The following is a 25,170-nucleotide window of genomic DNA, read 5'->3' on the forward strand; positions in this document are numbered from 1 at the left end:
TCAGGTCTCGGCCGCTGCCAAGGGGTAGGTGTCAGGTCGGCCCAAGGCCGAAAACCCCTGTGTGCTCTGCGGGCGTGACGGTTGACGGACCGCGCGCGTGTCCCGTATCCGTTCGAGCGCACTGTCCTGGTCGGCGTTCATCGACGTCGCGGCAACTGCTCCTGCGCGTTTCCAACGGCCGACATGAGGTCGCGACCCAGACGCTGATAGGTGCGCAGCCACGCTGCGTCGACCGGTTCGTCGTGCAGGTGCGCCATCAGCGTTTCGCTGTTGTTGCCGGAGTCCAACCATCGGCGCATCTCGGTGGTGCGATCCTGCACGGCGTGCAGCAACTGCTCTGGAACGGTCGCATTCGTCATCGGGTGCCGTCCTCCCTTGCCGTTCACCTCAACGTTTTTCGTTGCTCTGGTGGCGCGTTGGCTGTCATGCGTTCCCCCGTCGGTGGCCGCCACCGTCAGGCGTATTCGCGTGAGTCGGCCTCGTCGAGCGAGTCCCAGACGATCTCGTAGCGCCGGCGGGTCAGGTCGTCGGCGTCGGTGAGGAGCTCCTCGAACAGTGACCGGGGGTCGGCGTGCCACGACCGGGCCAGGGCCTCGACCTCCCGCGGAGTAAAGAGGCCGGACCGGGTGGCGGCGAGAACCCAGTCGTCGAAGTCGCGGTCTCGGATCCGCTCGACCGCGTCGAGGTCGACGTTCCCATCCTCGAGGTCGAACGAGAACATTGCCGCGACGAGGTCTCGGGGCGACTGGCTGGCGATATCGGCGGCGACCCGGCCCGCGATGATGGTGTTGCGGACCAGCTGTTCTGTGGTCATGGCGACCGCACCTCCTCGAGTGGGCGCGGGTTCCGACTCACTCTGTGTGTCGATTCGTGGGGGAGCCTTGGACGGCGTGTTTCTCAGCAGGGTAAGGCATCTCCGCAACCCTAGCTGTGGCTTGCGTCACATTACCGGGCGGTAGTGATCGAACCCGCAGGACGAGCCTGTCGGATGCGGCCATGGTCCCCCTGTTCAAGTGGTGGCCGGATGGCATGCGACCCAGTGGAACTGGTCGATCGACCTAGGTGAAACTGGACGATCGACCTAATGGTGTTTGCGCGCAACATATTCCACACTGTCCCCGGAGCCGACTCGGTTCAGCGGTGCTCGGGTAGTGGTGTCGGCACGAATATTCGGGCCGCCGAGGGAGAGCAGGGGACGGCTGGATGCGGACACATCGACAGATGAGGTGGACGGCCGCGGCCGCGGGCATGGGGCTGGCGGTGAGCATGCTGGGGGCGCCAGTCGCGGCGGCGGAGGAGGTTCCGGACCTGCCCGGGGCGATTTCGGTGTGGCAGGTCCCGGACCGGGTCGGTCCCGCCCACATTACGCATCACGATGCCGCCCGGTATGCGCGGCAGCACCCGGGATCGGTTCCGCCCGGCGTCAACGACTACACCTGCACCCCCACCGCCGACCATCCGAGGCCGGTGGTGCTGGTGCACGGCACGGACTCGAACGCGTACTCGGACTGGGCGGCGCTCGGTCCGCGACTGGCCGGGTCGGGGTACTGCGTGTTCGCGCTCAATTACGGCGGCGAGCCCGGGGGCGACAACTACGGAACCGAGGACATGACGGTCAGCGCCGGTCAGCTGGCACAGTTCGTGGACGAGGTCCGCGACGCGACCGCCGCTGCCGAGGTCGACATCGTCGGCTACTCGCAAGGGGCGACGGTGGCCCGGTTTTACGTCAACCGGCTCGGTGGTGCGGCGGCGGTCGATCAGTGGATCGGTCTGGCCTCACCGACCTACGGGGGCACCCTGTTCGGTCTCGTTCCGGTCCTCGAGCAGACGCCCGGCGGCATGCAGTGGGCGCGTGAGGCGATTCCCCCGGAATTGGTGTCGCCCGCGTTGGAGCAGCAGGCCCAGGGATCGTCGTTCCTCGACGACCTCAACGGCGGCGCAGACACCGTGCCGGGGACCCGGTACACGACGATCGGCTCGCGGCTCGACGAGGTCATTCAGCCGGCGACGAATATCGCGTTGCGCGACGGGTCGGCGACGAACCTGATGATCGGGGACCTGTGCCCGTCCAATCAGTCCGGGCATTTCCGGATGCCCTACGACGAGTACACCGTGGAACTGGTGATGGGTGTGCTCGATCCCGCACAGGCGCCGGCACCGCCGCCCTGCACCGTGGTCCCGGCGGGCACGGGGGTACTGGAGATGATCCTCACCGAGAAGTTCTGATGGCTGCGGCGTCAGGGGCTGATGGGTCGCGGCACCACGGCGGCGCGCCTGTTGAGCGCCGGTATGGAGAGGATGCGGAAACCTGCTCGCCGGGTGGTGGCTACGGGGCTGTCGCTGAGGCCGCCGCGGATCGAGCCGGTAACGGTGCGGGTGCCCGCGCGGATACAGTCACCGTGTCCTGACGAGGGGGCGCAGAGGGAGCAGGACGTGATGCGGCGAGGTTTCAGGGGTTGATGGCGGCGGTGCTCGGTGTCCTCTTCCTCGCAATGATGGTTCCGGTGCCGGCGAACGCGGAACCGCTGTATCCGTGGCCCGACCCGGACCCGTTCTACCTCGCGCCCGCCGATCTCGGGGCCACGGCACCGGGCGATGTGGTGCGGACGCGGCGGATCGACACCTGGATGTACGCCAACTCCGACGGGTGGCAGGTCGCGTTCCGGTCGACGAACTCGGCCGGCAACCCCATTCTGGCGGTCACGACGGTGCTCCTACCTAGGGGTGTGGCGAATCCGCCGTTGGTGTCGTATCAGGCGATCGTGAACTCGTTGGGAACCAAGTGCGCGCCCTCGCGGGCGCTGTTCAACCTGGAGATGCAGGAATCGCCGGGAATGTTGCTGGGCCTGCAGCGGGGGTGGGCGGTCTCGGTGCCCGATCACCTCGGCCCGACCGGTGCGTACGGGGCCGCCAAGCTCGGCGGCATGATCACCCTGGACAGTGTCCGTGCGGTGCAGCGGGTGACCGAACTGGGGTTGGCGAACAGTCCCGTCGCGTTGGCCGGTTACTCGGGTGGGGGAATGGCCAGCGCGTGGGCGGCGGCGCTCGCGCCGACCTATGCGCCGGAGCTGAGGCTGGCGGCGGTGGTGCAGGGCGGTGTGCCGGCGGATCTCGAGCAGATGGCCGAGGGGTTGGGGTTCAACCCGCATCCGGGGTTCGGGCTGGCCTTCGCGGCGGCGGTCGGTCTCGAGCGGGAGTACCCGACCCGGTTGCCGGTGTCCTCGCAACTGAACGAGACCGGTTTGTGGTTGCGGGAATGGATGAGCAACGAGTGCCGGCGGTTCCTGCTGTTCCACGGTGCGTTCCGCAACGCCGGGCAGTTGGCCGCGTCGAGGAGTCTGATGGCGAGTTCGGCGGCGCGGCAGGTGTTGCGGGAGAACAGTCTCCGCTATTTCGAGGGGGTGCCGACGGCGCCGGTGTATATGTGGCACGGCACGCTCGATGGGCTCACCCCGTTCGATTCGGTGGCGGAGGTGGCGCACCGGTACTGCGCGGCGGGTGCGAGGTTGACGTTCGTGCCCTATGACATTTCCGAGCACATGACCACCGCGGTGGTGGGTTTCCCGGATGCGTACGAGTTCATCGCGGCACGTTTCCGGGGTGAGCCCGCCCCAACACGGTGCTAACCGCCGGCCCAGGCCGCGCCGAACTGAAAGGTGCATGACGCCCCGGTTCCCGGCTCGTCGCCTGCACAGTCAGCTCTGGGTGGCGTCAGGCGTCGTTGGCACGAATCTCGTTAGTAGCCGGGTGATTACGTGACTAGCACGGATTGGGTCCAGGAGGGAGCGTCGTAGACGACCGTCTCACCGCACGGGATCTTTCGGGGCAGGCTCGAGTTGTGCCGTGTTCGGCGCCTGAAGTATCGCGCACCGTGGGGTCCGTGTCGCTCGACAAAAGGGGGTTGAACTGCCGTTTCAGGCTTACCGTGGCGGTATGAGAGGTGAGGAGGCGCGCGTGGCCCGGGACTTCGCGGAGTGGTTGTCGTCTCAGGGCTGGACGGTCCGTACCGACGAGGATGTCGTCGACATCGTTGCCGAGAAGGACGGACGCCTGCTCTACGCCGAGGTCAAGGGTGCGACCGCCGCGCCGGGGTTGGACGTCGATACCGCCATCGGGCAGCTCGTGCGGCGGATGCCGAGCGAGGCGGATCAGTCGGTGTCGTTCGCGCTGGTCGTGCGTGACGAGCCGCGTTCGGTAGAAGCTGCGGTGCGGGCACCGCAGCGGATTCTGGATCTGTTGGGGATGGCGCTGTATGCGGTCGATGAGGACGGCAGCGTGCGGCAGCTCTTCGGCCGCGTATGAGACTGTTCCCGGCACGGGCGGGGATGGACAGCAGGGTGGCCGGTAGCATCACCACACGCGCGATGGCGGGGTAGTGCGGTGATGGGGCGGTAGCTCAGTCGGTTAGAGCCGTGGACTCATAATCCATTGGTCGCGGGTTCGAGCCCCGCCCGCCCCACCATGTGTCGCCTGTAGAGCCGCAGGGAGCCCGTGGAAAAGAGATGTCAGGGCTGCCGCTCCGCCGATCGAGGGTGGCGATGCGGTGACAGTGGCGGACTCCGCTCAGTTTGTCGACGGCCGAGTTACTCGGATGCTCCGACGTTCTCAGGCGCAGTCGCGGCAGAATTGTTGAGCCGTGTCGGCGAGGCGGCTGCGGTGGTGGACCAGGAAGCAACTGGTGCAGGTAAATTCGTCCGCCTGCTTGGGGATGACGCGGACAGAGAGTTCTTCACCGGACAGGTCCGCGCCGGGCAGTTCGAAGGACTCGGCGGTGTCGGTGTCTTCGACGTCGACGACGGGGGACTGGGTGTCTTTCCGGCTGGCGGTCAGCTGTTCGAGGGAGGTGTCCGGCTCGTCGGATTCGGCGACTCGCGGGGCGTCGTAGTCGGTGGCCATGGGTGTTCTACCTTCACGCTCTGGGGGTTCGGATCCGCCAGGTTAGAGGGTCCGTCGGCACGACATGCTCGCGGGGTCGGGCCGGGAGGCGGGTGCGCCGGGCGTGGCGGGCGCGCTCGGTTTCGGACATGTCGCCCCAGATGCCGTAGCCCTCGGTGGCGGTGAGTGCATGAGCGCGGCAGTTGTCGAGCGCGGGACAGTCTTGGCAGATCTGTTTGGCGGCGCGCTCCCGCCGGGCGCGGACGTTGCCGCGTTCACCGTCGGGGGAGAAGAACAGGTCGGTGTCGGTGCCGCGGTATAAGGCGCGGTGCTGCCAGTCCCGGTCGAGGGGGCGGTGGAATTGGTCAGGCACAGCAGATGGATCGCTTTCGCATTGGAGCGGTAGGCGGCTCTTCGGTCAGGGCGGAGCGCGTGGGTGTGGCTGGCGGAGGTGGGCTTGTTGCCGCGGTCTGCCGGGCGGATCGGTGCGGCTTGGCGTGGCCTCCCGGGAACAACCACGTTGTCGTTCATCCGAAGGTGTTGTGCGACATGACCCCTCGATACACCGCGGTGTCACTTCTGATGCCCGGGAGGCGGCGGTCGGGTAGCGGCAGCGACCAACCTGGATCCGGGACTGTGATCGGTGCGGCACCACGTCCGCAGGGCGCGTCGGTGCATTTGATGCCTGGGCTCGACATCGGTGAAACCGGGACGAACCCGGATGATCCACACTCTGTCACCTCTCATGAGGTGGTAAAGGGTGTGCAGTTGATGGTAGCGACACGGCGGACGATACCGAAGGGCATCGCTCGAAAGTAACTGGCATCACATCCACCGTCACGTTCGCCAGCGTCGCCGACCACCGTGAGGACCGGTGCCGGACCGTGCACGGCGGCCACGAATAGCGCCCCACGACCGGCAAGGGGGGCAGGTGCGCGGAAACAATCATCGCCGAACGCGTACCTCGTCCGGCCGACGGCACGCCTTCGGCGCGTGGGGTACGCCGAACGCGCCCGGGTCCCGGGGTGCGGTCGCGGCGGCGAGCGGCGGATCGGCCGAACCGGCCATAACGGGGTCGAGTTCGATCAACACGGTGCCCGTCAGCGGGTCGGGTCGGCGCTGTCACGGATGCATCACCTCTCGCGCCCGCTGAGTCCCGTAATGCCCTGTTCGGCGGCCTCGAGGGCCGCGCGTCCGCGGCGTTCGCGCTGCCGTCGGGACTGCCGCGTTCGTGTGTGCGCTGATCGTGATCGCGTCCCCGGTCGGTATGGTGCTGGGCATCATCGGGTTGATCCTCTGCGGGCGGCCGGAGGGTGGGGATCACCGGGAAGGGTGTGGCGATCGCCGGTCTGGTGCTGCGGGCCACGGCGACGACGTCGCGGCGGAACTCTTCCGGATATGGCTCGGCATGTGGATCATCCTTCCACCGTGAGGGTGGATCCCTCACGGGTCAGGTGTCAACCAGAGCCGGGGCAGTCCCTGCGGTGCTGACGCTGCGCGAGTTCGTCGAGTTTGTTGCTCAGCGGCAGTGGAAGTCGAACTTGCCGCGCGTGCCGGGCGAAGCCTCAGCCGCAGACGTGTGGTGCGGCGAGAAACAATCCACCACAGACGAAGGCGCGCGATAGCCTCCACTCGTTGCCCGAACGCACGAAGGGAATTGGTCCCACCGGGTACGGTTCCATGCCCTCGATGTGGCCCTGCCCAGTCGCGTTGACCATCTCTGGGCCGACGAGTTCCACGGCGGTGAACTGGAGGTATTGGGGTGAGGGTTGGGCACCCCAGGCCCGCGCGATCGGCAGGGTCTGATCGCTGGGACCCTCCAGAAGTCGCGCCCGGTCCTCCTCGCGTATGGAGTAGTTGGTGGTGGCGTTGTACAGGGCGGTCAGTTGCTCGGCGGTGGGCACGAGATCGGTGATCGGCGCCGGCGGCGGTGCGAACTGTGTGGATTGGACGAAGACGGTCGGATGGCGCGATTCGGTGTCCTCGGGCGAGCAGGCGCAGGCGCAGCTCGCGGTTGCGATCGCGACAAGAGCGCTGGCACCTATCGCAGCTTTCCTCACCCTCATGATCTGGGTATCGCCCCATGCCGGCGCAACGTGACAAGCCGGTGCCACACCAATTCCCTGGTTGCATCTCCATCATCGATCGGATGCCGGTCATCGATCGGTGTCCGGTTCACCGACGCACCCCCGGACATGTCGCGGGCATGAAGGCGGTGAGATTGACCGATCAACAGCGGGTTGAGAGGGTGAAGAATGGCTTCGAAAGAATCGCGACGACCCCCGTTGCATCCGCTGGAGACTCCATCGTGGAACCTGACACTCTGTGGCGAGGAGGACAACGCTGCTGGTGCACCACCCCACTTCGTGGGTGCATGTCACGCCGTAGGGCGTGACACCCGCTGCTACGAGGAGCTGAGCTGGCTCGGTGAGATGAGCTGGCTTGTTGTCGACGAGACCAAAGTCTACGGGGGCTGGTCAATCGGGCTCGAGACCGAACACGGAGGAAGTCATGGTTTCGGAACCCCGGTTGACGTCGATCTCGCCATCCTCACCGCAAGAATTGCCGAAGCAGCTCAGGACTGGTTCACGGGGTGTGAACACACATTTTGGCCCGTTGCGAGCCGTAACCCGCTTCGATTGCTGAAGCCACAGGTCCGGAACGGACGCGCCGTCTGGGTCAGCCCCGGCGATGGCACGGTCATATGCAGTATCGGCGAACTCTGCGAATAGTCTGGATCGCCGAATCCGGCGCTTTGCTACGTGTTCCGGAGACGGATCCGCTACTGACGACATCTTCTGTGCCGCAGCCGCTATAGTCCGCCGCCGACTCCACCGCGGCTGCTGTTGAAGGGAAAGATGCGAGTATAGGACCCGTCCATGCGTCGAGGTGAGACCGACGAATAGGGGCTCGGGTTCCGGTCATGGAGAAGTCCTCGGAGGCCACGGAGGAGGTCTCGAAACGTCATCCTCTGGAACCAGCGTCTCGGGTCGGGTACGGGCTCAGACTCGTACGGAATCGGTTCCCTGCGCACGTAGTGCTCCATAACCCCAGATTGGTCGGCATCGAGCGTCCACCTTCTCGCTTGCGCGGACCGCCGCCACTGCGGCATCGCTCGATGCTCAGCTGCCGCCGGGGATGATCCCGCCCGCGAAAGCTGGCCCATTACATCGATCAGCCAGGAAGTGACTGTGGGCGGAAATGGGGACCAGAAGTTCCAGCTGTCTCCCGTCAGATGAATGAAGTTGTCCATCTCAATCACCCTCTCCGAGCAGTGGGTGGCGATGTCGTGGGGATCACAGCCCAGGATAATCGGCAACCGACGGGCGACAGCGCAAAACAACAATGGGAAGGGAGCGGCACGCGGGCGAAACCCCTAAGTGGATTCGGCGGAGCGGAGCGTTGGAGGCTCAGCCGTTGAAGATGCGATGGGGAGATCCCCGACCGAGAGGTGGAGCTCAAGGGTGCGGACTCGGGGTGAGCATCGAAGGCGACGACCAAAAGCCGGCAGCCTGCTCGATAAACGGTGCACCGGCTCGGGGCGTCCTCGGGTACCACAGCCGCACTGTTCGCGCGCACGACCAGCCCGACCGGCATGAACGGGGCGCAATTCTCAGGATCGGTGAGTTCAGCTCGGCTGTAGCGCATTTCACCGCGGGATGGCTCCGGAGATCCTCAGGCATAGCGCCGGCTTGTTCCGCGTTGTTGAGGGCGGTCTCGGTCAACTGTGCCTGTCACTGGCCCGCACCGGGACGAGGTCGGGCACCTAACGAACAGCCAACAGCGTCGGCGCTCGCCCCGTAATCGGATCGTCGACCGGTCGGCCTGGAAATAAGCTGTTCGACCGGCAATGGCCACGCATGTTCGAATGGGAACTGAGAATCGGCAACCAGATTTACGATGGATGCCAGGATGAGCCACGGCAACATCGACGTATCCGCCGGAGGGGACAACCATGAATCAGAACCACCCATTCGTCCTCGAGATGGCGTTCCGTCTCGTGGCACTGCACCGCGCAGGGGAGAGCAAGAAAGCGTTGTGGCTCCGCAAACAGCGTCAAGCGATGACCATCGACGACGACCAACTCAAAGACGCACTCGCGGTCATCTACCGACTACCGGACCAGTCGGCGGAAGCGATGGAGGACTGGGTGCGGACTCGGTACCTCGAAGACGGCCTCGAAAAAGGCTATGCCCAGGAGGGCACCGAAGACCCCCTGTGGTTGCTCGCTGCCAAGGCACACACCCATTACGGCGACCTGAAACAGGCCAGCTGAGTCAGACTGCTGCGGTGACCATTTGCGACCTCGAGCGGGTCCCGGGATTCTGGGTGAACGTCCCGCGAAGGGTCATCTGACGCGGACCCGCTCGACTTGCTTGTCCGGGAGGCGAGCTGCGATCGCTGACTGGTCACTGATCTTGATTATTTCTTGCTCGCAATGGGGTGGCGCTGCCTGGATCAGGGTTCACTCGAGGAGACCCGCAGATGCGCATTCCTACGTGATAGACACACGGATCGAGAATCGCTGATCCGGATCGGAGCGACTCGGCCTGACGGCTACCGCCTAGGCTGTAGCGCAATCCCAATGTTGCTCTATCGTGCTGCGGCAACCAAAGTTATTGACTGCCAAACTGATTCGCACTCTACCTGCCTGAATCCTAGGTGCGTCGCGAGTGGGGACTCCAGGAAGATCGTGTCGGCATGCCCAGATCGGCAATGGGTTGGGAACAATGAAATCTCAGCTCGGAAAAATTTCCTGATTACCGGGAGTGCCCGCCTGCCGTTTACTGTGTGCGTTCGACATTAACCCAGCGAAGAAGGAGACACATGGCGATATCACCGAGGAGTTCTGACAGTTCGGCGACGAAGACAACCAAGGAAATTCGCGAGTGGGCGATCGGGCAGGGCCGCGAGGTGTCTTTGCGCGGCCGGATCTCGGCCGAGATCGAGCAGGCCTTCCACGACGCTCAGCCGAAGAAGGTTCAGGGGAAAACGGCGCCGGTAAAGAAGACGGCCGCGACAAAGACGGCTGTGAAGAAGCCCGTCGCGGCGACGACTCCGGGAAAGCGGGCGAAGGCTCCAGTGAAGCAGGCAACGGCGAACACGCCTCCGGCGACGAAGACAGCCGCTAAGAAGACAGCCGCTAAGAAGACAGCTGAGAAGAAAAAGGCTACGACGAAGTCGGTTGCGGAGAAGACGGCTGTGAAGATGCCGGTCGCGGCGAAGGTGCCGGCGGCGGGGGAGGTGGTGAGTAAGGCTCCGGCGAAGAAGTCGTCTTCGAGGGAGATTCGTGAGTGGGCGCTCGGGGTGGGTCATGAGGTGTCTTCGCGCGGCCGAATTCCGGTCGAGATTCAGCAGGCCTTCCATGACGCTCGGGCGAAGCAGGTTCAGGCAAAGGCGGCGCCGGTAAAGAAGGCAGCCGCGAAGAAGGCAGCTGTCAGGAACACGGCCGCGGCGACGGCTCCGGCGAAGAAGACTCAGGCTGTATCGGCTCCGGCGACGAAAACGGCCGCGAAGAAGACAGCCGTAAAGAAGGCGGCCGCCGCGAAGGTGCCGGCGACGAGGGAAGCGGTGGGTGAGGCTCCGGCGAAGAATTCGTCGAGAGAGATTCGTGAGTGGGCGATCGGCGCGGGTCATGAGGTGTCCTCGCATGGCCGAATTCCGGTCGAGATTCAGCAGGCCTTCCATGACGCTCGGGCGAAGCAGGTCCAGGCAAAGGCGGCGCCGGTCAAGAAGACCGCCGCGAAGAAGACCGCCGCGAAGAAGACCGCCGCGACGGTTCCGGTGAAGCCGGCGACGGTGAGCACAGCTCCCACGACGAAGACGGCCGCGAAGAAGGCCGCGACCAAGACGGGGGAAAAGAGAGTGGGGGAGAAGTCGGCCGGGAAGAAGCCGGTCGCGGCGAAGGTGCCGGTGAGGAAGGAAGTGGTGAGTAAGGCTCCGGCGGGTAAGTCGTCGTCGAGGGAGATTCGTGAGTGGGCGCTCGGGGCGGGTCATCAGGTGTCCTCGCGTGGCCGAATTCCGTCCGAGATCCAGCGAGCTTTCCGTGACGCTCAGGTGGAGATGCCGGTCGCGTGAGTTGCAGCATCGCTCCGGTGCACACCGTGGACATCCTGTCGCGAAGGCCATGAGCCGGTGGGAATCATGGCCTTCGGCGCCATGCGGTGGGCGATGGTCCGTGTCAGCGGTGCCGGCGTACGGGGCGGGGTAATCGCGCACGAGGATGGCGCCGGGTCTTCGCGGGCACGGACGAGGTGACCGTCGATCCCCGCCCCGCCCCTCCGTGCCCGTCCGCTCGGGGCGGGACCCGCCAGCGAGAACTGTGAGGGGAATCGGTGGCACGCTCACTGGCCCCCGTTTGGGCCGCTGGTCTCGGGCATCGACGGATCGACCGCTCGAAGGTACGATAGGTACGTAGTTCGGACGATCGTACCTGGGAGGGTTGGATGAGTGCCGAAGCGTTCTCCTCGGGACCGGCTCCTGCCATCGATCCGGTGGTGGTGGCGCGGATGTCCGAGTCGATCCGTGTCGAGGGTCTCGAGCGGGCGTTGGGCACGTATTTCGCGGAGTTCCGTCTCGCCCTGGTCCAGGCTGGAAAGGCGCCGGATTCCGGGCCCCGCGCGGGTCGGCGCGGCACCGAACTGATCGCACTGGGGGCAGAGGAGGCGGGCGGAGACGTGGTCACCGCGCTCACCCAGTTTTCCGCGGCCGCCCTGTCACAGACGGAGCGGTTACAGCTCGCACAGTCACTGATCGCGACCGTCACCGACACCCATGACACTGGGCCGCGAGCCACGGCCCGCAGGTCGGTCCTCGACGCCCTCGAGGTGATCGACTCCAAGGAAGTCGCCACGATCCTGGCGCCGACGAGTGAGCCGATCCGCAGCGTCGCACAGAAACGGCGGAAGGCGGGGGAGTTGATCGGTTTGCCGATCGGCTCCCGGCCGGACTACCGGTACCCGCTGTTCCAGTTCGACCGGGCACGCCACCAGATCCACGACCTGGTGAAGTACGCGAACCGGCGGCTCGCGGTGGCGGACGACCCGTACGGTGCGGCGTCGTGGTGGCTGACCGCCACCGAGCTCCTCGACGGCCGCAGCCCCCTCGAGGACCTCGAGGCCGGCGAGCTGACCGAGATCGCGATCGACAACGTCCTCGACGTGGCACGCCGGGGCATGTGAGCGGGTGCGAACGTACAACGGCGCACCCGCGCACACCGACACCATTTCGGCCGGCACCGAGTTGTGGCGGATCCACCGCACCGACAGCCCCTTCCCGCCGAACAGCTTCAACTCCACCGCCATCGCCCCGCTCGAGGACGGCTTGACGATCAACACCCGCACCACGCGAATTCCGCGGCAGGGCCGGTTCGACCCGGTCGACGACGACCTCGTCTGCCCCGGCGGATCACTGCTCGGTGGCTACCTGTACGTCGGGTTATCGGTGGGTGCGGTGGTCGCCGAGGGGATCCTGCGCGGCACCGCCCGCAACCGGGTCATCGACTCCCTCCGCGACGACTTCGGGCTCGTCCTAGATATTCGGTGACCGGGGTCCCGCAACCACACCTCGCGGTCGCGCAGTCATGCGTGAAATCCTCGTCGCCGAGCCTGGTTTTCATCAACGGCACAGCGGGACTGCGCAGTACAACCCGGAGGTCGGTGCAGTCGGCGGGAAGGCGACCACGGCCCGTGATCGTCTGGGAGTTCCTTGTGCGACCTCGGCCCGGGGTGGGAACTGCCTCCTCGGACGGCTCATCGGCGGGCACCATTCGGCAGGGCCGGGATGAGTGGGGCCGACCGCGGCGGGTACCCCGTAGGTGGTGATTGGAATGACCTCCCACGATGCGATCCGGCGTTGGATCCCTGAACAGATGTGTCTCGACCTCGAGGCCGCAGATCCGGCCGTTCTGACCTACCTCGATGAGGTGACGGCCGTGGCGGAAGCGGGATACGTGCGGTCCCTTCTCAAGCTCGAGAGTTACCGTCCCCTGATCGGTTGACCTCAGGGCAGGTCCCCGAGCGGATTTGTGGGTCGAGAAATCGAGTCCCTGGCGGCGGATGATCGTGGCTTTCAGTGTGCGTGGTGCGGGTGCCATCCGCCCCGTTCCCGCCCCTGGCTCAATCGACCTCTGGATGGTCAGGAGTCGCGGTCGATGACGTCGGCAACACCACCGCCGCGGACAGCAGAGGCAACAGAATCGTGAGGCTTGGCACGGAACTGGCGCCGGTTGCATCGCCGTCGCCGTGGCGGAGCTTCGGACGCTAGCGCAGCAGCGCGGCGGTAATCGGCATCAAAGGTCGCGTAGGGAGATAAGGCGGACTACCGGACATCGCCACCAACGGTGCCTGGGTTTGGTCCCGTGAATTCCGGAGAGGTGTGTGATGCCGGGAGCCAAATAGGTGGTCGCAGAAAGTAGTATCGGCGGGTGTGAAGAATCGGCCCTTGTGTGGACGCGCGACAAATGCGGGTGGCTCCTGTCAGGCCCCGGTGCGGTATTCGAGGCCGTTGGAGCGTTTCGCGCCGGCGTGCCGGGCGCATGTGACAGCAGGGGAAGCCGCGGAGATCGACACGGATCCGTTGTGGTCTGACGAGGGCCAGGTGTTGTGGTGTCTGCAGCGGCACGCGAAGGCGGCGGATCTGGTCGCTGCGGCGCAGATCGCCGCGGAGTTGGGCTGCCAGGTTCGGCGGGTGATGTCTGTACTGGAAAGGCTCGAAGCCGGCGGGGAAGTGGCGAGTCACTCTGAGGGTCGGCGCCGGATGTGGGGCACCTCGGAGCAGGTGCGGCGTCTCGATGAGGCGGGCCGGAAAGCTGAAGCGGACCGGGCTGCCTTCGAACGGAGAACCGCTGACCGTAATACGGCGTTGAGAGGGGTGGGGGAACGACTCGAGGGAGTGTTTGCCGGTCGGGGCATCGGCGTGACCAGCCTAACGCGGATGGTGGGCTACGAACCGGCGCAGGTGCGTCCGGATCCGTTGATCATTACCGTCGACGATCCCGAGGCGGCGGAATGGTTGCTGAACCGGGTCAGCGCGGCAAGCCGCGAAACGGAGGTACCCACGCAGTTGCAGTGGTCGGAGCATTGGGAGCGTCTGCATGAACTGTTGGATGCCCTGCGGTGGGCGGGGTGGTCGATGGACGAGGATGAGCCGTGGGGTGAGTTCGACCCGGATATCGGGCCGATCCTGGCTACGCGGATGCGTCGAACATGTATGGCAATCGAGGTGGAGTACCGGCCCGAGCAGGGCGAATTGCTGTTGCAATCGTTGGACGGTTTCGGAGACGAAGAATCGTCGGAACTGTTCAGCATGCTCGATGACGACGAGGTCATCGACCTTGCGGGGGACATCGACCAACAACAGCGTGCGGTGACCGAGCGTGCCGGTGAGTGGGGTTTGCTCGATGCCACCCGAATAGCGTTCTCGGACAACGCTGTGGTGTCGCTTCCGGACTTCATGATGGGCAAGTACGCCGAGTGGATCTTCGCGGTAGCAGCTGTGGAACGCGACGTCACGGCCGAACAGGTAATCACCGATCTGACGACGTCGGACGAGCTGGTGACCTTTATGACCGCGGTCGCAGGGATGCTGGCCAGCGACGTTCTTCCTGACTGTGTACCGGACGCTGTTGCGTTGGGGATCGCCGCGTGGTGTTGGCGCAATGACACCGCCGTCGAAGCGTGGCACCTGGCCGACGACGTTCTGATGGCGCGGGTCAACATCGCGGTCACCGCGGCGATCCGTCCCCACATCGACCCGATCGAGGGGATCGACTGGGACGGCATACGGGTCGTGCTGACCGACTCCACCTGGACGCTGCCGGACGGTCGAGTGATCGCCGAGCTGTTCGGCGACGGGTGGTCCCAGGTCCAAGAGACCGTCGGCTCGCGACTGGATGCGTGGCAGGAGATTGACGCGCAGATCCTGGGCGGCGAGGCCACTATGCGGTTTCTGACGATCGGAGGCTCGACCGAGTACACCCGGCACTGGTGGGGGCAGGGCCGTTGGCAGGCGATCTGTACTGAGATTGTGCGCGATGCCATCAAGGCGGGGATCGATCTGCCGTCACCGTACGACGAGCGCGGCCAGGAGGTGCTGCTCGCGGACCTGGAGGATCCGAGTCAGCTCTCCGACGATGTGTTTGCATGGCTGATAGATATGCCCGGTGCCGCCGAAGATGGTCCGCGTGGGCTGCGCATGCACGAGGCGACGCGTTCTCGGACTCGGGTGATTACACCGATTCCGTATCGCTGAATTGTCGATCGAGACTAGCCCGTTGGCATCGTTACAAGGTCCGCGGCATCAAGGGGATCGGGGATTCGAGCATCCTGAACGACCCCAATGCAATTTGCGGCGGCACTCGAATCACGCTGAGGTGGGTAGATATTTCGCAGCGCAACCATGGCGTCCGGGTTCGGCGGTGCGACCACGCTCGGACGTATGACTTGGGTCGGTGTCGGGTGAAGGTACTTACGCACTCTCGTCTACGTCGATGTGACTTTCCTCCGTGTCATCGACAACCAAGCCCGACAGTTTCTGGAGGTAGCCGGCGCCGGTTCCCTCCGCGCGGTCGAACCAGTTGAACGGGTTGCGTTCGGCGAGGATGGCCGGGAGTAAGTCATGGTCCGCGTAGAGGGGCACCTCCCATTCGTCCCATCGACACAAATCGTCGAAGCGGTCGCTGACCGCATCCCACTCCTCGTCAACCATGTAGAAGTCATCGACATCGTCATCGTCTGTGAAGTCGCGGAACGGTCGAGGCGTGATCCCCTCGAACAGTTCCGGTAGTTGGTCCATGATGTGCGGTGCTTCGTGGAGAGCTGCTGCCATCAGGAGCTCGTCGAAGAAACACCCTGGCCGGTTGAACGGAAGTGTGCCACTTTCGATCTCTTTTGCAACTGCTCGGCAGCGTTCCAGTGCCTTTGCTGCCCATGCCTTGTTCCCGTCGACGTAGAACATCGCACGACGGTCGATCCCGGCGAAGGGGCCAACATCGTGCAGAGGGCAATCGAGGTCACCGTCGATCCACATCGTCAGGTCGGTGTCGGCCCATCCGTGCAGTATGACCGTCAATGCGTAGGCCTGTCGCGGTGTCAAGGTGACGGAGTCATTCCAGGTCTGTTCATATTTGTGAGAGATCTGCTTGGCTCGTTCCTTGGCGGCGGACTCGCGATCGATCACCTTCTCGCATTTCGTGCGAGTGGCACTGCTTACCGACGCGGGGTCGTCCTCCCAGCGTCGCCACGTTGCAACGCTAACGCCAGCCCTTGCTGCAGCTTCCGGTTGCGTCATTTCGAGCTCTTCACGTAACTGGCGAGCGTTCGGCATGCATCGAAGCATAATGAGCGCTCAGTGAGTAGTCAACGGTGCACTCTGTCGTGCGCGATTGGCGTAGATCGGAGTTGGTGCGCGGGCCTTGGGCATGGGTGTGGAGCCGCGAGAGTCGGCAGTATCGGGCAATAGGGGCTTCGAGGCGCTGCCGATGCGCCGGGTCGTTCCCGGCTGATCACCGACGCCGACTGGGTCGAGCCTCACATCTACCGTGGGTTCGGGGCCCAGGTCGCGCGGGAAGCTAGTCAGGGGGTTGGCGAGGCGTGCGGGATCGGACGACTTGCTCTGCAAGTTGGAGTGGAATGCGTTCTTGCTCGATTCGTAGCGGCCCGGAATGTTCTGAGTCGGTGATGCGGTTGTAGACAACTCTTTCCGAATCGGTGAGATTCGGAAGTGGCTTACGCTGAGCGGAGATCGGGTTTCCGCGCCGATCAGTGCGCACACCGAATTGGTGGTATTCGTCGTACGTTTGTGGGCCCATGAGTATCGAATCGACCGCGCTGTGTTCGGTGCGGAGTTTGTTGAGGATTTCGTAGCCGTGGGCGTCGATGTCTCCCCAGTAGACGATCCGTGGGCATTGCTGGAACCAGGTGTGGCGGGTGATGCGGTGGGTGATCGCCCATCCGCCGCCCTCGACGGCGATCCCTCGCGGGAGGGTAGGGAAGAACAGTGCGCTGTCCTTGTTTTCGGTGATGATGATGATGTCGGGTGGGTAGGCGACGGTGGCGTTGGTGTCGTCGGTGGCGAGGCTGTCGCGCATCCGGTTTCCGCGAGCACGCCAGTTCTGGTCCAAATAGGTCAGGTCGATGCGCTGGGGCCGGTCGATCAGGTCGAGGCTGTCCCGGTCCAGGAGGGCCAGGACCAGCGCGGTGTGCTTGTCGAGCCACTTTGCGTCTAGACCGGGGATCGGGACCTGCCGGGTGGTGAGGCCGGTCGCGTCGTGGTGGTGGAACCAGTCGACGGTGCGACAGAGCAGCGTGAAGTCGGTGTCGGCGAGGGCAACTGTCTGTTGAAGAAGGCGTGGCTGTAGGTCCAAGTCGAGGGTGTCGGACAGGATTTGGCGGCGATGGCGGGCGCGGGCGATCGTGATGGACCAGTCTTCGGCGGCGAGAGCGGCGGCCGTGTCGAGGTCGTAGATGTCGAGATGTGTGGGGATGTTCAGGAGAAGCCGGCCCACACGGCGGCGCGCGTAGCGGAGACTGCACGAGAGGTGGACGTGCTGAGCACCCCACCGGTCCCAGGCCTGCATGACCGGCCGGTGGGTGGTGGCGTAGTTGGTCTCGAGGTCGCCGCGGGCGGGTGTGCCGATCGGGTAGGTGCGTGGCCATCCTGTTGGCTCGTCGACAACCCAGGCCGCCCAGTGCTTGGTGAGCGCCTTGGTGAGGTCGGTGATGACGGCGGCAGGGTCTTTCATGATGTCGGCACCGGTGCGTCTGCGATGAATGCTGATGCCGTGGAGTAGCCTTCCGTGTCCTTGTTGATGAGGATGACCCGATCGACCTTGCGGGAGATCGCGGAGACCTTGTCGACAACCGATCCGGCAATGAGCTGGAACCCCAGGGTGATCCAGGCCTGCACGGCCCGAGAGGCGAACTGGGAGTCGGCCTTGATGAATGCCTCGTCGAGGATGATCGGGGCGAAGGTCGGGCGGGAGTTCTGTTCGTCTCCGAGCTGGTATCGCAGCGCCGCACCGACGATGAACGCCACCATCTCCTGCATCTCGCCACCGGACTTGGCGTCGAATTCGGCGTAGGTGCCCTTGATGTTGCCGGGGTCGGCGGGGTCGACTTTCTGGGCCTTGATGCTGATGTGGCGGCGCACATCGAGGATTTCCTCTCGCTGGGAGGACTCGCCGCGAGGTAGTTGGTCGGCAGGCATGATCTGCCGGATGAACTGGGTAATGGTGTGATAACGCGCCTTGGCCACGTCGAGTGTCATGGGTGTTGCGCTGCTGGATGTTTCGATGAATTGCTGCAGGCTGGACCAGAAGTGGCGCGACGTCGGGGTTTCGCGTTCGGCGGGGTCGATGCGGAGGCGGTCGCCGTCGCGGCCGAACGGGATTCTTTCCAAGATCGCGTTCACGTCGTGCAGCCGGTCGATGATGCGCCGCCTCTCGGTCTCGAACTCGCTACTGAGCAACCCCAACTCCATTCCGGTCCACTTGTTGACCTCCCCGAGGAAGTCGTCTCGATGACGGATGACGTCGGAGTCGACGAGTCGGCGGTAGTGGTTGTAGTAGTTCGGGTAGGACGCGATGTCGGTGCCCCACTCGTAGTTGTCCCATTCCGCTTTGAACCGTTTGAACATGTCCTCCAGTGCTCGTCGTGCATTAAAGGTTTCGTCAGTGGCGTCGGCCAACCTGTCGGTGATGCTGTCAAAGACCTTCCCGAACGCTTCCTGCAGGGTGTGGGCGTCGCCGGTGTAGGACAGTCCCAGCATTTTGTCGAGCAGACTTTGCTGCGCGTCGGTCACGGTGACCGAACCCGTGATCACCAGTGCGGCGTGGGTGCTGGCGTAGCGTTCGGCCAGCGGCTCGAGGGCGGCGATGGAGGCATTGAGGTCCTTGCGCTGGGTGCGTGCCACGGCTTTGGCCTCGCTGGCGGTGTCGCGGTCCTCCTCTGCCTGTTTCTGCTGTCGTTTCAATTCGGCGATTCTGTCGCTGGCAGCCAGGATTGCGTCGCGTTCCTGCTCCAACGCGTCGATGGCGGCGCGGGCGGATCCGGTGTCGATCTCGGTCCAGTTCAAATCGAGCACCGCTTCCCATGTGACGCGGTGCTCGACCATCGTCGAGCGCTGACTGTGCAGCTGTTCCGCCCGTTGGTGGGCTGCGTGTACCTCGTCGGTGAGGCGTTCGACCTCCGTTTCCAGTTCGGCGATGCGTTCGGCGTTGCTGAATCCGAGGACGTAGTCCTTGGGTAGCGGCGCACCGTGGGCACCGGACCGTCCTTGCCGGGTCTGCCCGTGGGCGGTGATACGTTTGCGCCCGTCGTCGATGAGCAGCGCGTCGGCAGTGTCGACGCATTCATGGGTGAACGTGGTGTTGATGAATCCTTCGAGCCAACCGATGAAGGGGCCGGGCTTGTACTGGACCTTCCCCGCGAGGGTGGAGGGATCGGGGATCGATGTCGGGGCGGACGCGTTGAAGGGGACCGCTTCTGACCGTAACCGCACGCCCTTGGAGAGGCGGTCGGCGTTCCGGACGAACTGTGCCCGGATGTTCTCGTTGTAGAGGATGTGGCGGCCGATGCCGCCCATCTCGGCTTCGGCAGCGGTGCGCCAGCGTTCGTCGTCGGCGTGCAGATCGATCAGTTCTCCGATGAACGGAAGATCGCGGCGCGGATCGGTGATACCGCACAACTCGGCCAACTCGGTGCGCCGTTGGTGGAGGTAGGCGGGAATTTTCGAGTCCGGACGGGTACGGAGATCGTCCAATTCGTCGGACACGGATTTGTGTGCGCGCTGTGCGTCGGCGTGACGGGCGTCGGCCTCGCGAGCTGCCGCGGTGACAGCCTCCAGTTGTTCTGTGTGTCCGTCCATGAAAGCGCGCGCTCGGAGCTGTAGCGATGACATCTCTCTCGCGTTGGCCGGAGCTACGACGTCGTCGAGATGGGCGATGCGGGCATGGAACTGGGCTTCCTTGCGCGCCCGCTGCTCGAGTGTCTCGCTCCAGCCCTTGAGTTCCGCTGTGATGTGGTCGAGACGTTCCCCGCCCTCGGTGCGGATTGCGTTCTTCAGCTCGTCGACCTTACGGTCTGCCGCGTCAAATGCTGTTGCGGTCCGTCGGCAGGCGTCTTCGGCCTCCTCGAGGTCCTGTTCGGCCGCGTTCAGGGCGGCCCCGTACTCGGCGTCACCGACGCTGCTCTGCCACAGCACCCACGGAGTGTCCCCCGAATCCTTGTGCCGCAGAGCAACGATGTCGGAGGCGTTGGCCATCGCGCGCTGGTACCGGTCGTGGCGCTCCTGAATGTCGGAGAGCACCTCTACCTGGTCGTACGCGCGCTGCATCGTCTCGTAACTGTTGGACAGCTCCGAGAAGTGATCGAGTGCCTGCTTGGCCGTATCAAACGTGGAGGGCTGCTCGAAGACCAGCTTCTTGTATAGGTCATCAATCGTGGCTTCTTGCTGCCCGGCCTGGATGCGGGCCAAGAGGGCCAGCGCCTTATCGCCCTCGCCCTTCCTACCGATGCTGAGGGTGCTCTGGGCGACGGTGAGGAACTTGGTGTAGGTGTCGTGCACCTTCGACCCAACGAAAGTGGCTTCCAGCTTCCGCTGGTAGCCCTGCTGCCCGAGACCCTCGACGAACAGGTCGTAGAGTCGCTCGACGTCGACGGTCCCGTCAATGGTGAGGCGCAACGGGTTTCCCAACTCGCCGTCGGAACTGATCGATGCTCGAACGAAGAAGAGCCTGGCGGCGGTGAAGTATGCGCCGGTGTCGTGGCGGAAGGTGACCGCCACAACTGCCGCGGCGTTGCAGGGCAGGCCCCGGGCATCGATTCCCCGAAGCCGGCGGTCGGTGAGTTCGCCGCTGGAGTTTTGCACACTGTCGGTCTTACCGCGCACGTAGGAGACCACATTGCGCTGGTTGCCGCCCCGAGCACGTCCCTGGCCGGCGTTGGAGGCACCGTTGAACGGAACGTTGCTGGGCATCATCAGCGCGGTGTAAGCGTCCATCAGGGTCGATTTCCCGACCCCGGACGGCCCGGAGATCATGGTCGATCCAGGTGAGAAGTCGATGCGGTGGTAGCCGTCGTAACCGCCCCAATTGAGCAGATGCATGGATTCGATCCGCCACTGCGGGCTGCCGGTGTCGGGGAACAACGTGCCCGTCTCAGTCGAGGTCATCGTCTGACCCTTCGCCGGGGCCCAGGTCGACCGCGGCGATCTCTCCGTCGGTGTCCGTGGGCTCCACCGTGTCGTCGGCGTCCAGGGTGTCGAGGTAAGCGCTGAGCGCCTTCAGTTTGTCCAGCGATATCAGTGGCACGATCACCGGGGAGATGCGGTAGCGGTCCGCGCCGGTGTCGCGCGTCGAGACGAGAATGCCCGCGCTCTCGATGCGTTCGAATGCCTTCTCCGCATTCTCGCGTTGCTTCTTCTCGTCGTTGCGCTGGATCGACTTGTCTGCCTGCAGCCGCTCTACCATCTCCGTCCTGGAGATGACCACGTTCGCGTTACCGTCCCGGCCCAGTTCGTTGGCATAGGTTTCCCGCAGATGCCGAAGCAGGATCGTCTCGGTCCAGGTGTAGGCACGGTTCTGTGTCGACATCAGCGTGGGGAACCGGGCGCCGGGGACCTGGACCTTGTAAGCGATCCCGGCGTCGGTGTCGCACACCAACATCAGGAACAGGTCGTTGAGCCGCGATTCGACGTCATAACGGTGTTTGAGCAGCAACGCCCACAGCTTCGGATGCTGGTCCGCCGACAGGTAATTACGTTTGAGAATAGCCGTCAGCACCGACCGGGCCTCATAGGTCAACGTGCCCTGATCGCCGGTGAACAAGATGGTGTCCGACGGCCGGAACCGAAACTCGTCCGGTTCGTCGTCGGACTCGGCGGGCTCACAGTCGTCGACGACCTGCGACAGCAGGTCATCCCACTCGTCCAAAGGATCGGTACTCATTGCTGTGCTCGTTCCATGTTGGCGATCAATACGCTGCGGTCTTCATCGGTGTAGGTCAGCCGGGGCGCTTCGAAGACACGCTCCTCGATCCCCAACGGATGTACGGTGAGATACCTGTCGGTCAATCCGACTGTGTGGGAGCGACGGAGGGCCATCGTGTCCGCCGACGCCTCGAACAAGGCGAACAGGTCCACCAGCCTCCGGTCCTCTCGGGGCAAGGCATTGAAGACCTCGGCGACGGTGGCGCGTGGGGACGCCTTCAACCGGGTGATCAGGATGCCTCGCATCTTGTCCACGTCCGGCCCACCCATGCGCAGCAGCTCGCGCTGTTCTTCGGCCGACATGGGGATGGCCAGATGTGGACGGGCCGCCGGGGGCGCGGCGAAATCGGCAGGATCAGCAAGGTTTGTGCGCAATCGATCGAGCTCGATCGTGGCGGGTACGAAAGCGATCGGAACCCGACTGCGCACCTTCGCCACGGCCTTTCGCTCCGAAAGCCGACGATCCAACTCCCGCAACAGAGTCCGCAGCTCTGTTGCTTGGATACGATCCGGGGCACTCAAATACGAGTAGATGGTCTGCACGATGTGCCGATGCGAGACCATCACCTGCTGCACCTCCCGGCTCAACTCCCTCGAGGTCCGCTTGAGCCGTCGTCGCTCCTCCGGCTTCAACCCCTGCGCGGCTTCGTGCGCCAGCACGATGTCCATGTCCGTCGCGAACGCCCGCATCATGCCGGTCTTCTGCAGCAACTCGACCGCGCCCACGAACGCCCGCCCACGGTCGTCATTATTGAGCAACGCATCCATGCGCTGCCGGTACAAATCCAACACTTCACCGGTGGAACGGTCGTCGTCACGGAACTCCTGGCGCAACTGTTCACGCATATCCGCGAACAGCTCGCCGACCTTACGAATGTCAGACGGCAAGTTGTTGACTTCGGAGAGTATCTGGTCCAAGACCTCGATGACCTCACCCGTCCCGGCGAACTCCAAATCACCACCGGAGAGCAGACGGTCACGTTCCTCCGTCAGCTTCTCGATCTGGGTGCTCAAAATGCCGATCCGCCGCTCCCGATCTTCGCTGATCATTAGCGCGGTGTCCTGCACCTTTGTGATGAGGTCCTTGACTCGAGACTCGGACACCATCGCGTGACGACCGGTCTCGCGCACGTACCGCAACGCGTCGAGCGCCTCGTTGGTGATCTCATACGTGGTGGGTCCACTCGGCGTCGACCCGTCCTTGTATCGCAGCCACCCTCGCGCTGCGCCCTCCACCCACGAATAGGCCAAGGCGCGACCCCGCTGTTGCGGCAGTTCAGTCCCGGGAACGGCGTCGCCGATCTGCTCCAGCAGGAAGTCCACGTGATCGTGCAGGTCGTCTTCGGCCACCACGCGCTGGTCGTCTTCGGAGAACACCTCGCCCAGCACCGCCACGATCACCGGCGCGTACTTCTGATGTAGCAACCGCAGCGTGTCGCGATCAAACGCGCCGGAAACATCGTGATAGCGAGCAATGACCGACATATCCGAAAGTCCTTGTCAAGTGCCGTGTTGAGCGTCAACTTGTGCAATCCCGTCAGACTGTAGCCCGCAACCCCGACACTCGGCACAGACCGACTGCCCGCGCATCCGAGGGACTTTGAACCGCGGTGACACCGCGGCGGACGCCATTGCCGCCCAAGGCCGGCGTCTTCCGCGGTGCTTCGACTCGCGAGAGCGATCGTTGCTGGTGCTGGTCGACCTCGCTCCCGGAGGCGCTCGTCTTGTGGGCGCAGCATCTCGCGGCGGATTTGGTGACTCCGATGAGCCTGCCGATGCCGGGCTCCTCCTGGCTGTACGAGCTCGACAACCGGGCACTGCGCACGTTCGCGCACGAGGTACACCTGGGTACTTCGGCGGGCAACGGGCTCAACGTACGATCCGGAACCCTGACCCCCTCGCTGAGCGTGATCACCACCGAGATCATTCTCCGCACTCATGTGCATGCCCGGGCGCATGTGGCTCCGGAAGTGCCCGGCTGGACGAGCGGGAGCAGGCACGGCGCGATGAGCTGCTCCTCGCAGCACACTCGCTGGTCGGGATCGCGTCGGCGGGGAAGACGCTGGCGCGGATGATCGCCCTCGATGATCGGAAGGGTATGGCGCTGCGCCACGTGAACGTGCCGCTACTCCTGGGATGCTTGGCGCTGCAGATTGCTTCCGATCGAGTGTCACGCAGAAAGGCAGCGACTCAAGACTGGGACGAGCTCGCAGCCGGCCTGCTGCAGTGGGCAGTGGACGTCTAGAGCGAGCAGGCCCGGCCCTGTCCTGACCGGCCAAAATCACTGCCAACGTCGCGTCCGCGTAACCAAACTCCTCGCCTGATCATCAGCAGTGCGGAGCCGCGTGCTCGATCGGTGAGTGCGCGAGGGAACCGAGTGTCCGGCACCTGTCGGTGGCTATCCCTAGAGTTCCGCCTACAAACTATCAGGAGGTCGCATGAGCGGCTGGGCATACTCGGAGATGCTGTAATGGAGCACCTCATTTTCGACTTGAAGCAGCAGAAGAAGGGTGCGGTTGCTGTCGTCACCCTTGATAAACAGGCGAATGTGAGACTCATGACGATGTCGAATTACCGGTACTTCAATGCTGGTCGCCGGGCTCAGATGATAGGCGGGCTGGCCAAGAAGTCACCTGCACGTCTCGGGATCCCGAGCAGCGGCCATTGGGTGGTCGTGGTGGATCTGGGAGGGTTACGTGGAAAGGTTCGTGCGGCGGTGGCTGTCGAATCTCCACCGCCGGGATTGTTGCCGCCCTTACGTGGACGCACGCCGGCGCAGGAGGTTGCGGTTCGCGAGCCGATTGAGCCCGAGGGGGATTTCCTCGGGGGGCAGACGTGGGACGTCTTCATCTCACACGCAAGCGAGGATAAGGGTGCGGTAGCGGTACCGCTTCGAGATGCTCTGACGGCCCGCGGAGTTACTGTATGGCTTGACAAGACAGAGATGCGCATCGGTCACAGTCTGCGGCGCAAGATAGACGAAGGGATCCGGTCGAGTCGCTATGGCGTCGTAGTGCTGTCGCTGTCCTTTTTCCGCAAGGGTTGGACTAACCATGAACTGGATGGTCTGGTGACGAAGACGGTGGCAGGTGAACAGACGCTGCTCCCCATCTGGCATGAGATTACCGGTGAGCAGGTACGCGGTTACAGCCCATCGCTGGCGGACAAAGTGGCGTTGAGCACGAGTTCCACCAGCATCGAAGAAATGGCTGATCAGATTGCCGAGGTCGCGCGGGGCGCCATCTCCTAGATTGTCACTGAGATATCGACCCCTGCGAACGTGTAGGACTCGAAGTGTGGTTACGGATC

The 25,170-nt window shown here is 64.3% G+C and carries 21 protein-coding genes, 1 tRNA gene and 1 pseudogene; 13 read left to right on the top strand and 10 right to left on the bottom strand.

Annotated features, from left to right (window positions below; translation table 11 throughout):
- Positions 1 to 137 precede the first annotated feature (137 nt).
- Both RHA1_RS40495 and RHA1_RS40500 read right to left on the bottom strand, forming a co-directional pair.
- The gene (locus RHA1_RS40495; RefSeq protein WP_237727082.1) at positions 138 to 452 is read right to left on the bottom strand and encodes a hypothetical protein; all 315 of its coding nucleotides are present in this window, start codon (positions 450 to 452) and stop codon (positions 138 to 140) included.
- A gap of 2 nt (positions 453 to 454) precedes the next feature.
- A complete protein-coding gene (locus tag RHA1_RS40500; RefSeq protein ID WP_011599813.1) occupies positions 455 to 814 on the bottom strand; it encodes a hypothetical protein in 360 nt (119 codons plus the stop codon).
- A 407-nt stretch (positions 815 to 1,221) separates the two neighbouring features.
- Here RHA1_RS40500 and RHA1_RS40505 point away from each other — a divergent pair, with 407 nt between their 5' ends.
- From RHA1_RS40505 to RHA1_RS40525, 4 genes are all read left to right on the top strand, one after another.
- A complete protein-coding gene (locus tag RHA1_RS40505; protein WP_041813321.1) occupies positions 1,222 to 2,226 on the top strand; it encodes a lipase family alpha/beta hydrolase in 1,005 nt (334 codons plus the stop codon).
- Positions 2,227 to 2,459: 233 nt separating this feature from the next.
- Positions 2,460 to 3,626, top strand: a complete 1,167-nt coding sequence (locus tag RHA1_RS40515; RefSeq protein WP_011599815.1) for an alpha/beta fold hydrolase — start codon at positions 2,460 to 2,462, stop codon at positions 3,624 to 3,626.
- Between the two features lie 328 nt (positions 3,627 to 3,954).
- Complete coding sequence (locus RHA1_RS40520; RefSeq protein ID WP_041813326.1) at positions 3,955 to 4,302, top strand: hypothetical protein; 348 nt, start codon at positions 3,955 to 3,957, stop codon at positions 4,300 to 4,302.
- Positions 4,303 to 4,385: 83 nt separating this feature from the next.
- Positions 4,386 to 4,462: transfer RNA gene (locus tag RHA1_RS40525), tRNA-Ile, on the top strand.
- A gap of 143 nt (positions 4,463 to 4,605) precedes the next feature.
- Here the strand turns inward: RHA1_RS40525 and RHA1_RS40530 are convergent.
- Together RHA1_RS40530 and RHA1_RS40535 are read right to left on the bottom strand one after the other, a co-directional pair.
- A complete protein-coding gene (locus RHA1_RS40530) occupies positions 4,606 to 4,896 on the bottom strand; it encodes a DUF4193 domain-containing protein (protein WP_011599817.1) in 291 nt (96 codons plus the stop codon).
- A 13-nt stretch (positions 4,897 to 4,909) separates the two neighbouring features.
- A complete protein-coding gene (locus RHA1_RS40535) occupies positions 4,910 to 5,248 on the bottom strand; it encodes a WhiB family transcriptional regulator (protein ID WP_011599818.1) in 339 nt (112 codons plus the stop codon).
- A gap of 837 nt (positions 5,249 to 6,085) precedes the next feature.
- Between RHA1_RS40535 and RHA1_RS53855 the strand changes: the two are divergent.
- Positions 6,086 to 6,245, top strand: a pseudogene (locus RHA1_RS53855) (DUF4190 domain-containing protein); the annotation flags it as partial.
- Between the two features lie 195 nt (positions 6,246 to 6,440).
- Here the strand turns inward: RHA1_RS53855 and RHA1_RS40545 are convergent.
- A complete protein-coding gene (locus RHA1_RS40545; protein ID WP_050787606.1) occupies positions 6,441 to 6,941 on the bottom strand; it encodes an MTB12 C-terminal domain-containing protein in 501 nt (166 codons plus the stop codon).
- Positions 6,942 to 8,830: 1,889 nt separating this feature from the next.
- Here RHA1_RS40545 and RHA1_RS40560 point away from each other — a divergent pair.
- The 6 genes from RHA1_RS40560 (at position 8,831) to RHA1_RS40580 (ending at position 15,126) form a co-directional block, all read left to right on the top strand.
- Positions 8,831 to 9,151, top strand: a complete 321-nt coding sequence (locus tag RHA1_RS40560) for a hypothetical protein (protein WP_011599824.1) — start codon at positions 8,831 to 8,833, stop codon at positions 9,149 to 9,151.
- Positions 9,152 to 9,702: 551 nt separating this feature from the next.
- Positions 9,703 to 10,953, top strand: coding sequence for an Lsr2 family DNA-binding protein (locus RHA1_RS40565; protein ID WP_050787607.1), 1,251 nt, complete (start codon positions 9,703 to 9,705; stop codon positions 10,951 to 10,953).
- Between the two features lie 368 nt (positions 10,954 to 11,321).
- Positions 11,322 to 12,056, top strand: coding sequence for a hypothetical protein (locus tag RHA1_RS40570; protein ID WP_011599826.1), 735 nt, complete (start codon positions 11,322 to 11,324; stop codon positions 12,054 to 12,056).
- 4 nt (positions 12,057 to 12,060) lie between these two features.
- Positions 12,061 to 12,420: a hypothetical protein gene (locus RHA1_RS40575; protein ID WP_011599827.1), complete on the top strand. Its 360-nt coding sequence runs from the start codon at positions 12,061 to 12,063 to the stop codon at positions 12,418 to 12,420.
- Between the two features lie 283 nt (positions 12,421 to 12,703).
- Positions 12,704 to 12,874: a hypothetical protein gene (locus RHA1_RS51000; protein WP_167541002.1), complete on the top strand. Its 171-nt coding sequence runs from the start codon at positions 12,704 to 12,706 to the stop codon at positions 12,872 to 12,874.
- Between the two features lie 506 nt (positions 12,875 to 13,380).
- Positions 13,381 to 15,126 carry a hypothetical protein gene (locus RHA1_RS40580; protein ID WP_148228498.1) on the top strand — a complete coding sequence of 582 codons (1,746 nt, stop codon included), beginning with the start codon at positions 13,381 to 13,383 and terminating at the stop codon, positions 15,124 to 15,126.
- Positions 15,127 to 15,342: 216 nt separating this feature from the next.
- Here the strand turns inward: RHA1_RS40580 and RHA1_RS40585 are convergent, their stop codons facing one another.
- The 5 genes from RHA1_RS40585 to RHA1_RS40605 form a co-directional block, all read right to left on the bottom strand.
- The gene (locus RHA1_RS40585; RefSeq protein WP_167541003.1) at positions 15,343 to 16,200 is read right to left on the bottom strand and encodes a helix-turn-helix domain-containing protein; all 858 of its coding nucleotides are present in this window, start codon (positions 16,198 to 16,200) and stop codon (positions 15,343 to 15,345) included.
- 244 nt (positions 16,201 to 16,444) lie between these two features.
- Entirely contained in the window at positions 16,445 to 17,617 is a 1,173-nt protein-coding gene (locus RHA1_RS40590) for a Wadjet anti-phage system protein JetD domain-containing protein (RefSeq protein WP_011599831.1), read from the bottom strand.
- Positions 17,614 to 21,045, bottom strand: a complete 3,432-nt coding sequence (locus RHA1_RS40595; protein WP_011599832.1) for an ATP-binding protein — start codon at positions 21,043 to 21,045, stop codon at positions 17,614 to 17,616. The genes RHA1_RS40590 and RHA1_RS40595 overlap by 4 nt, the downstream gene beginning before the upstream one ends.
- The gene (locus RHA1_RS40600) at positions 21,032 to 21,820 is read right to left on the bottom strand and encodes a DUF4194 domain-containing protein (protein ID WP_011599833.1); all 789 of its coding nucleotides are present in this window, start codon (positions 21,818 to 21,820) and stop codon (positions 21,032 to 21,034) included. Before RHA1_RS40600 ends, RHA1_RS40595 begins: the two co-directional genes overlap by 14 nt.
- On the bottom strand, positions 21,817 to 23,346 hold the full coding sequence (locus RHA1_RS40605) for a DUF3375 family protein (RefSeq protein ID WP_011599834.1): 1,530 nt from the start codon (positions 23,344 to 23,346) through the stop codon (positions 21,817 to 21,819). Before RHA1_RS40605 ends, RHA1_RS40600 begins: the two co-directional genes overlap by 4 nt.
- Positions 23,347 to 23,624: 278 nt before the next feature.
- Between RHA1_RS40605 and RHA1_RS40610 the strand changes: the two genes are divergently transcribed.
- Entirely contained in the window at positions 23,625 to 23,936 is a 312-nt protein-coding gene (locus RHA1_RS40610) for a hypothetical protein (RefSeq protein ID WP_148228500.1), read from the top strand.
- Between the two features lie 395 nt (positions 23,937 to 24,331).
- A complete protein-coding gene (locus RHA1_RS40615) occupies positions 24,332 to 25,111 on the top strand; it encodes a DUF1883 domain-containing protein (protein ID WP_011599836.1) in 780 nt (259 codons plus the stop codon).
- The last annotated feature ends 59 nt before the right edge of the window (positions 25,112 to 25,170 follow it).

The sequence above is a fragment of the Rhodococcus jostii RHA1 genome (genome assembly GCF_000014565.1).
In the GTDB taxonomy this organism is placed as follows: Bacteria; Actinomycetota; Actinomycetes; order Mycobacteriales; family Mycobacteriaceae; genus Rhodococcus_F; species Rhodococcus_F jostii_A.

Excerpts from the sequence above, each read along its gene's own strand:
- RHA1_RS40590 (WP_011599831.1), bottom strand. The coding sequence starts at position 17,617 with ATGAAAGACCCTGCCGCCGTCATCACCGACCTCACCAAGGCGCTCACC.
- RHA1_RS40615 (WP_011599836.1), top strand. The coding sequence starts at position 24,332 with ATGGAGCACCTCATTTTCGACTTGAAGCAGCAGAAGAAGGGTGCGGTT.
- RHA1_RS40565 (WP_050787607.1), top strand. The coding sequence starts at position 9,703 with ATGGCGATATCACCGAGGAGTTCTGACAGTTCGGCGACGAAGACAACC.
- RHA1_RS40505 (WP_041813321.1), top strand. The coding sequence starts at position 1,222 with ATGAGGTGGACGGCCGCGGCCGCGGGCATGGGGCTGGCGGTGAGCATG.
- RHA1_RS51000 (WP_167541002.1), top strand. The coding sequence starts at position 12,704 with ATGACCTCCCACGATGCGATCCGGCGTTGGATCCCTGAACAGATGTGT.
- RHA1_RS40560 (WP_011599824.1), top strand. The coding sequence starts at position 8,831 with ATGAATCAGAACCACCCATTCGTCCTCGAGATGGCGTTCCGTCTCGTG.
- RHA1_RS40600 (WP_011599833.1), bottom strand. The coding sequence starts at position 21,820 with ATGAGTACCGATCCTTTGGACGAGTGGGATGACCTGCTGTCGCAGGTC.
- RHA1_RS40595 (WP_011599832.1), bottom strand. The coding sequence starts at position 21,045 with ATGACCTCGACTGAGACGGGCACGTTGTTCCCCGACACCGGCAGCCCG.
- RHA1_RS40500 (WP_011599813.1), bottom strand. The coding sequence starts at position 814 with ATGACCACAGAACAGCTGGTCCGCAACACCATCATCGCGGGCCGGGTC.
- RHA1_RS40585 (WP_167541003.1), bottom strand. The coding sequence starts at position 16,200 with ATGCCGAACGCTCGCCAGTTACGTGAAGAGCTCGAAATGACGCAACCG.
- RHA1_RS40610 (WP_148228500.1), top strand. The coding sequence starts at position 23,625 with ATGAGCCTGCCGATGCCGGGCTCCTCCTGGCTGTACGAGCTCGACAAC.
- RHA1_RS40570 (WP_011599826.1), top strand. The coding sequence starts at position 11,322 with ATGAGTGCCGAAGCGTTCTCCTCGGGACCGGCTCCTGCCATCGATCCG.
- RHA1_RS40530 (WP_011599817.1), bottom strand. The coding sequence starts at position 4,896 with ATGGCCACCGACTACGACGCCCCGCGAGTCGCCGAATCCGACGAGCCG.
- RHA1_RS40605 (WP_011599834.1), bottom strand. The coding sequence starts at position 23,346 with ATGTCGGTCATTGCTCGCTATCACGATGTTTCCGGCGCGTTTGATCGC.
- RHA1_RS40545 (WP_050787606.1), bottom strand. The coding sequence starts at position 6,941 with ATGAGGGTGAGGAAAGCTGCGATAGGTGCCAGCGCTCTTGTCGCGATC.
- RHA1_RS40515 (WP_011599815.1), top strand. The coding sequence starts at position 2,460 with ATGGCGGCGGTGCTCGGTGTCCTCTTCCTCGCAATGATGGTTCCGGTG.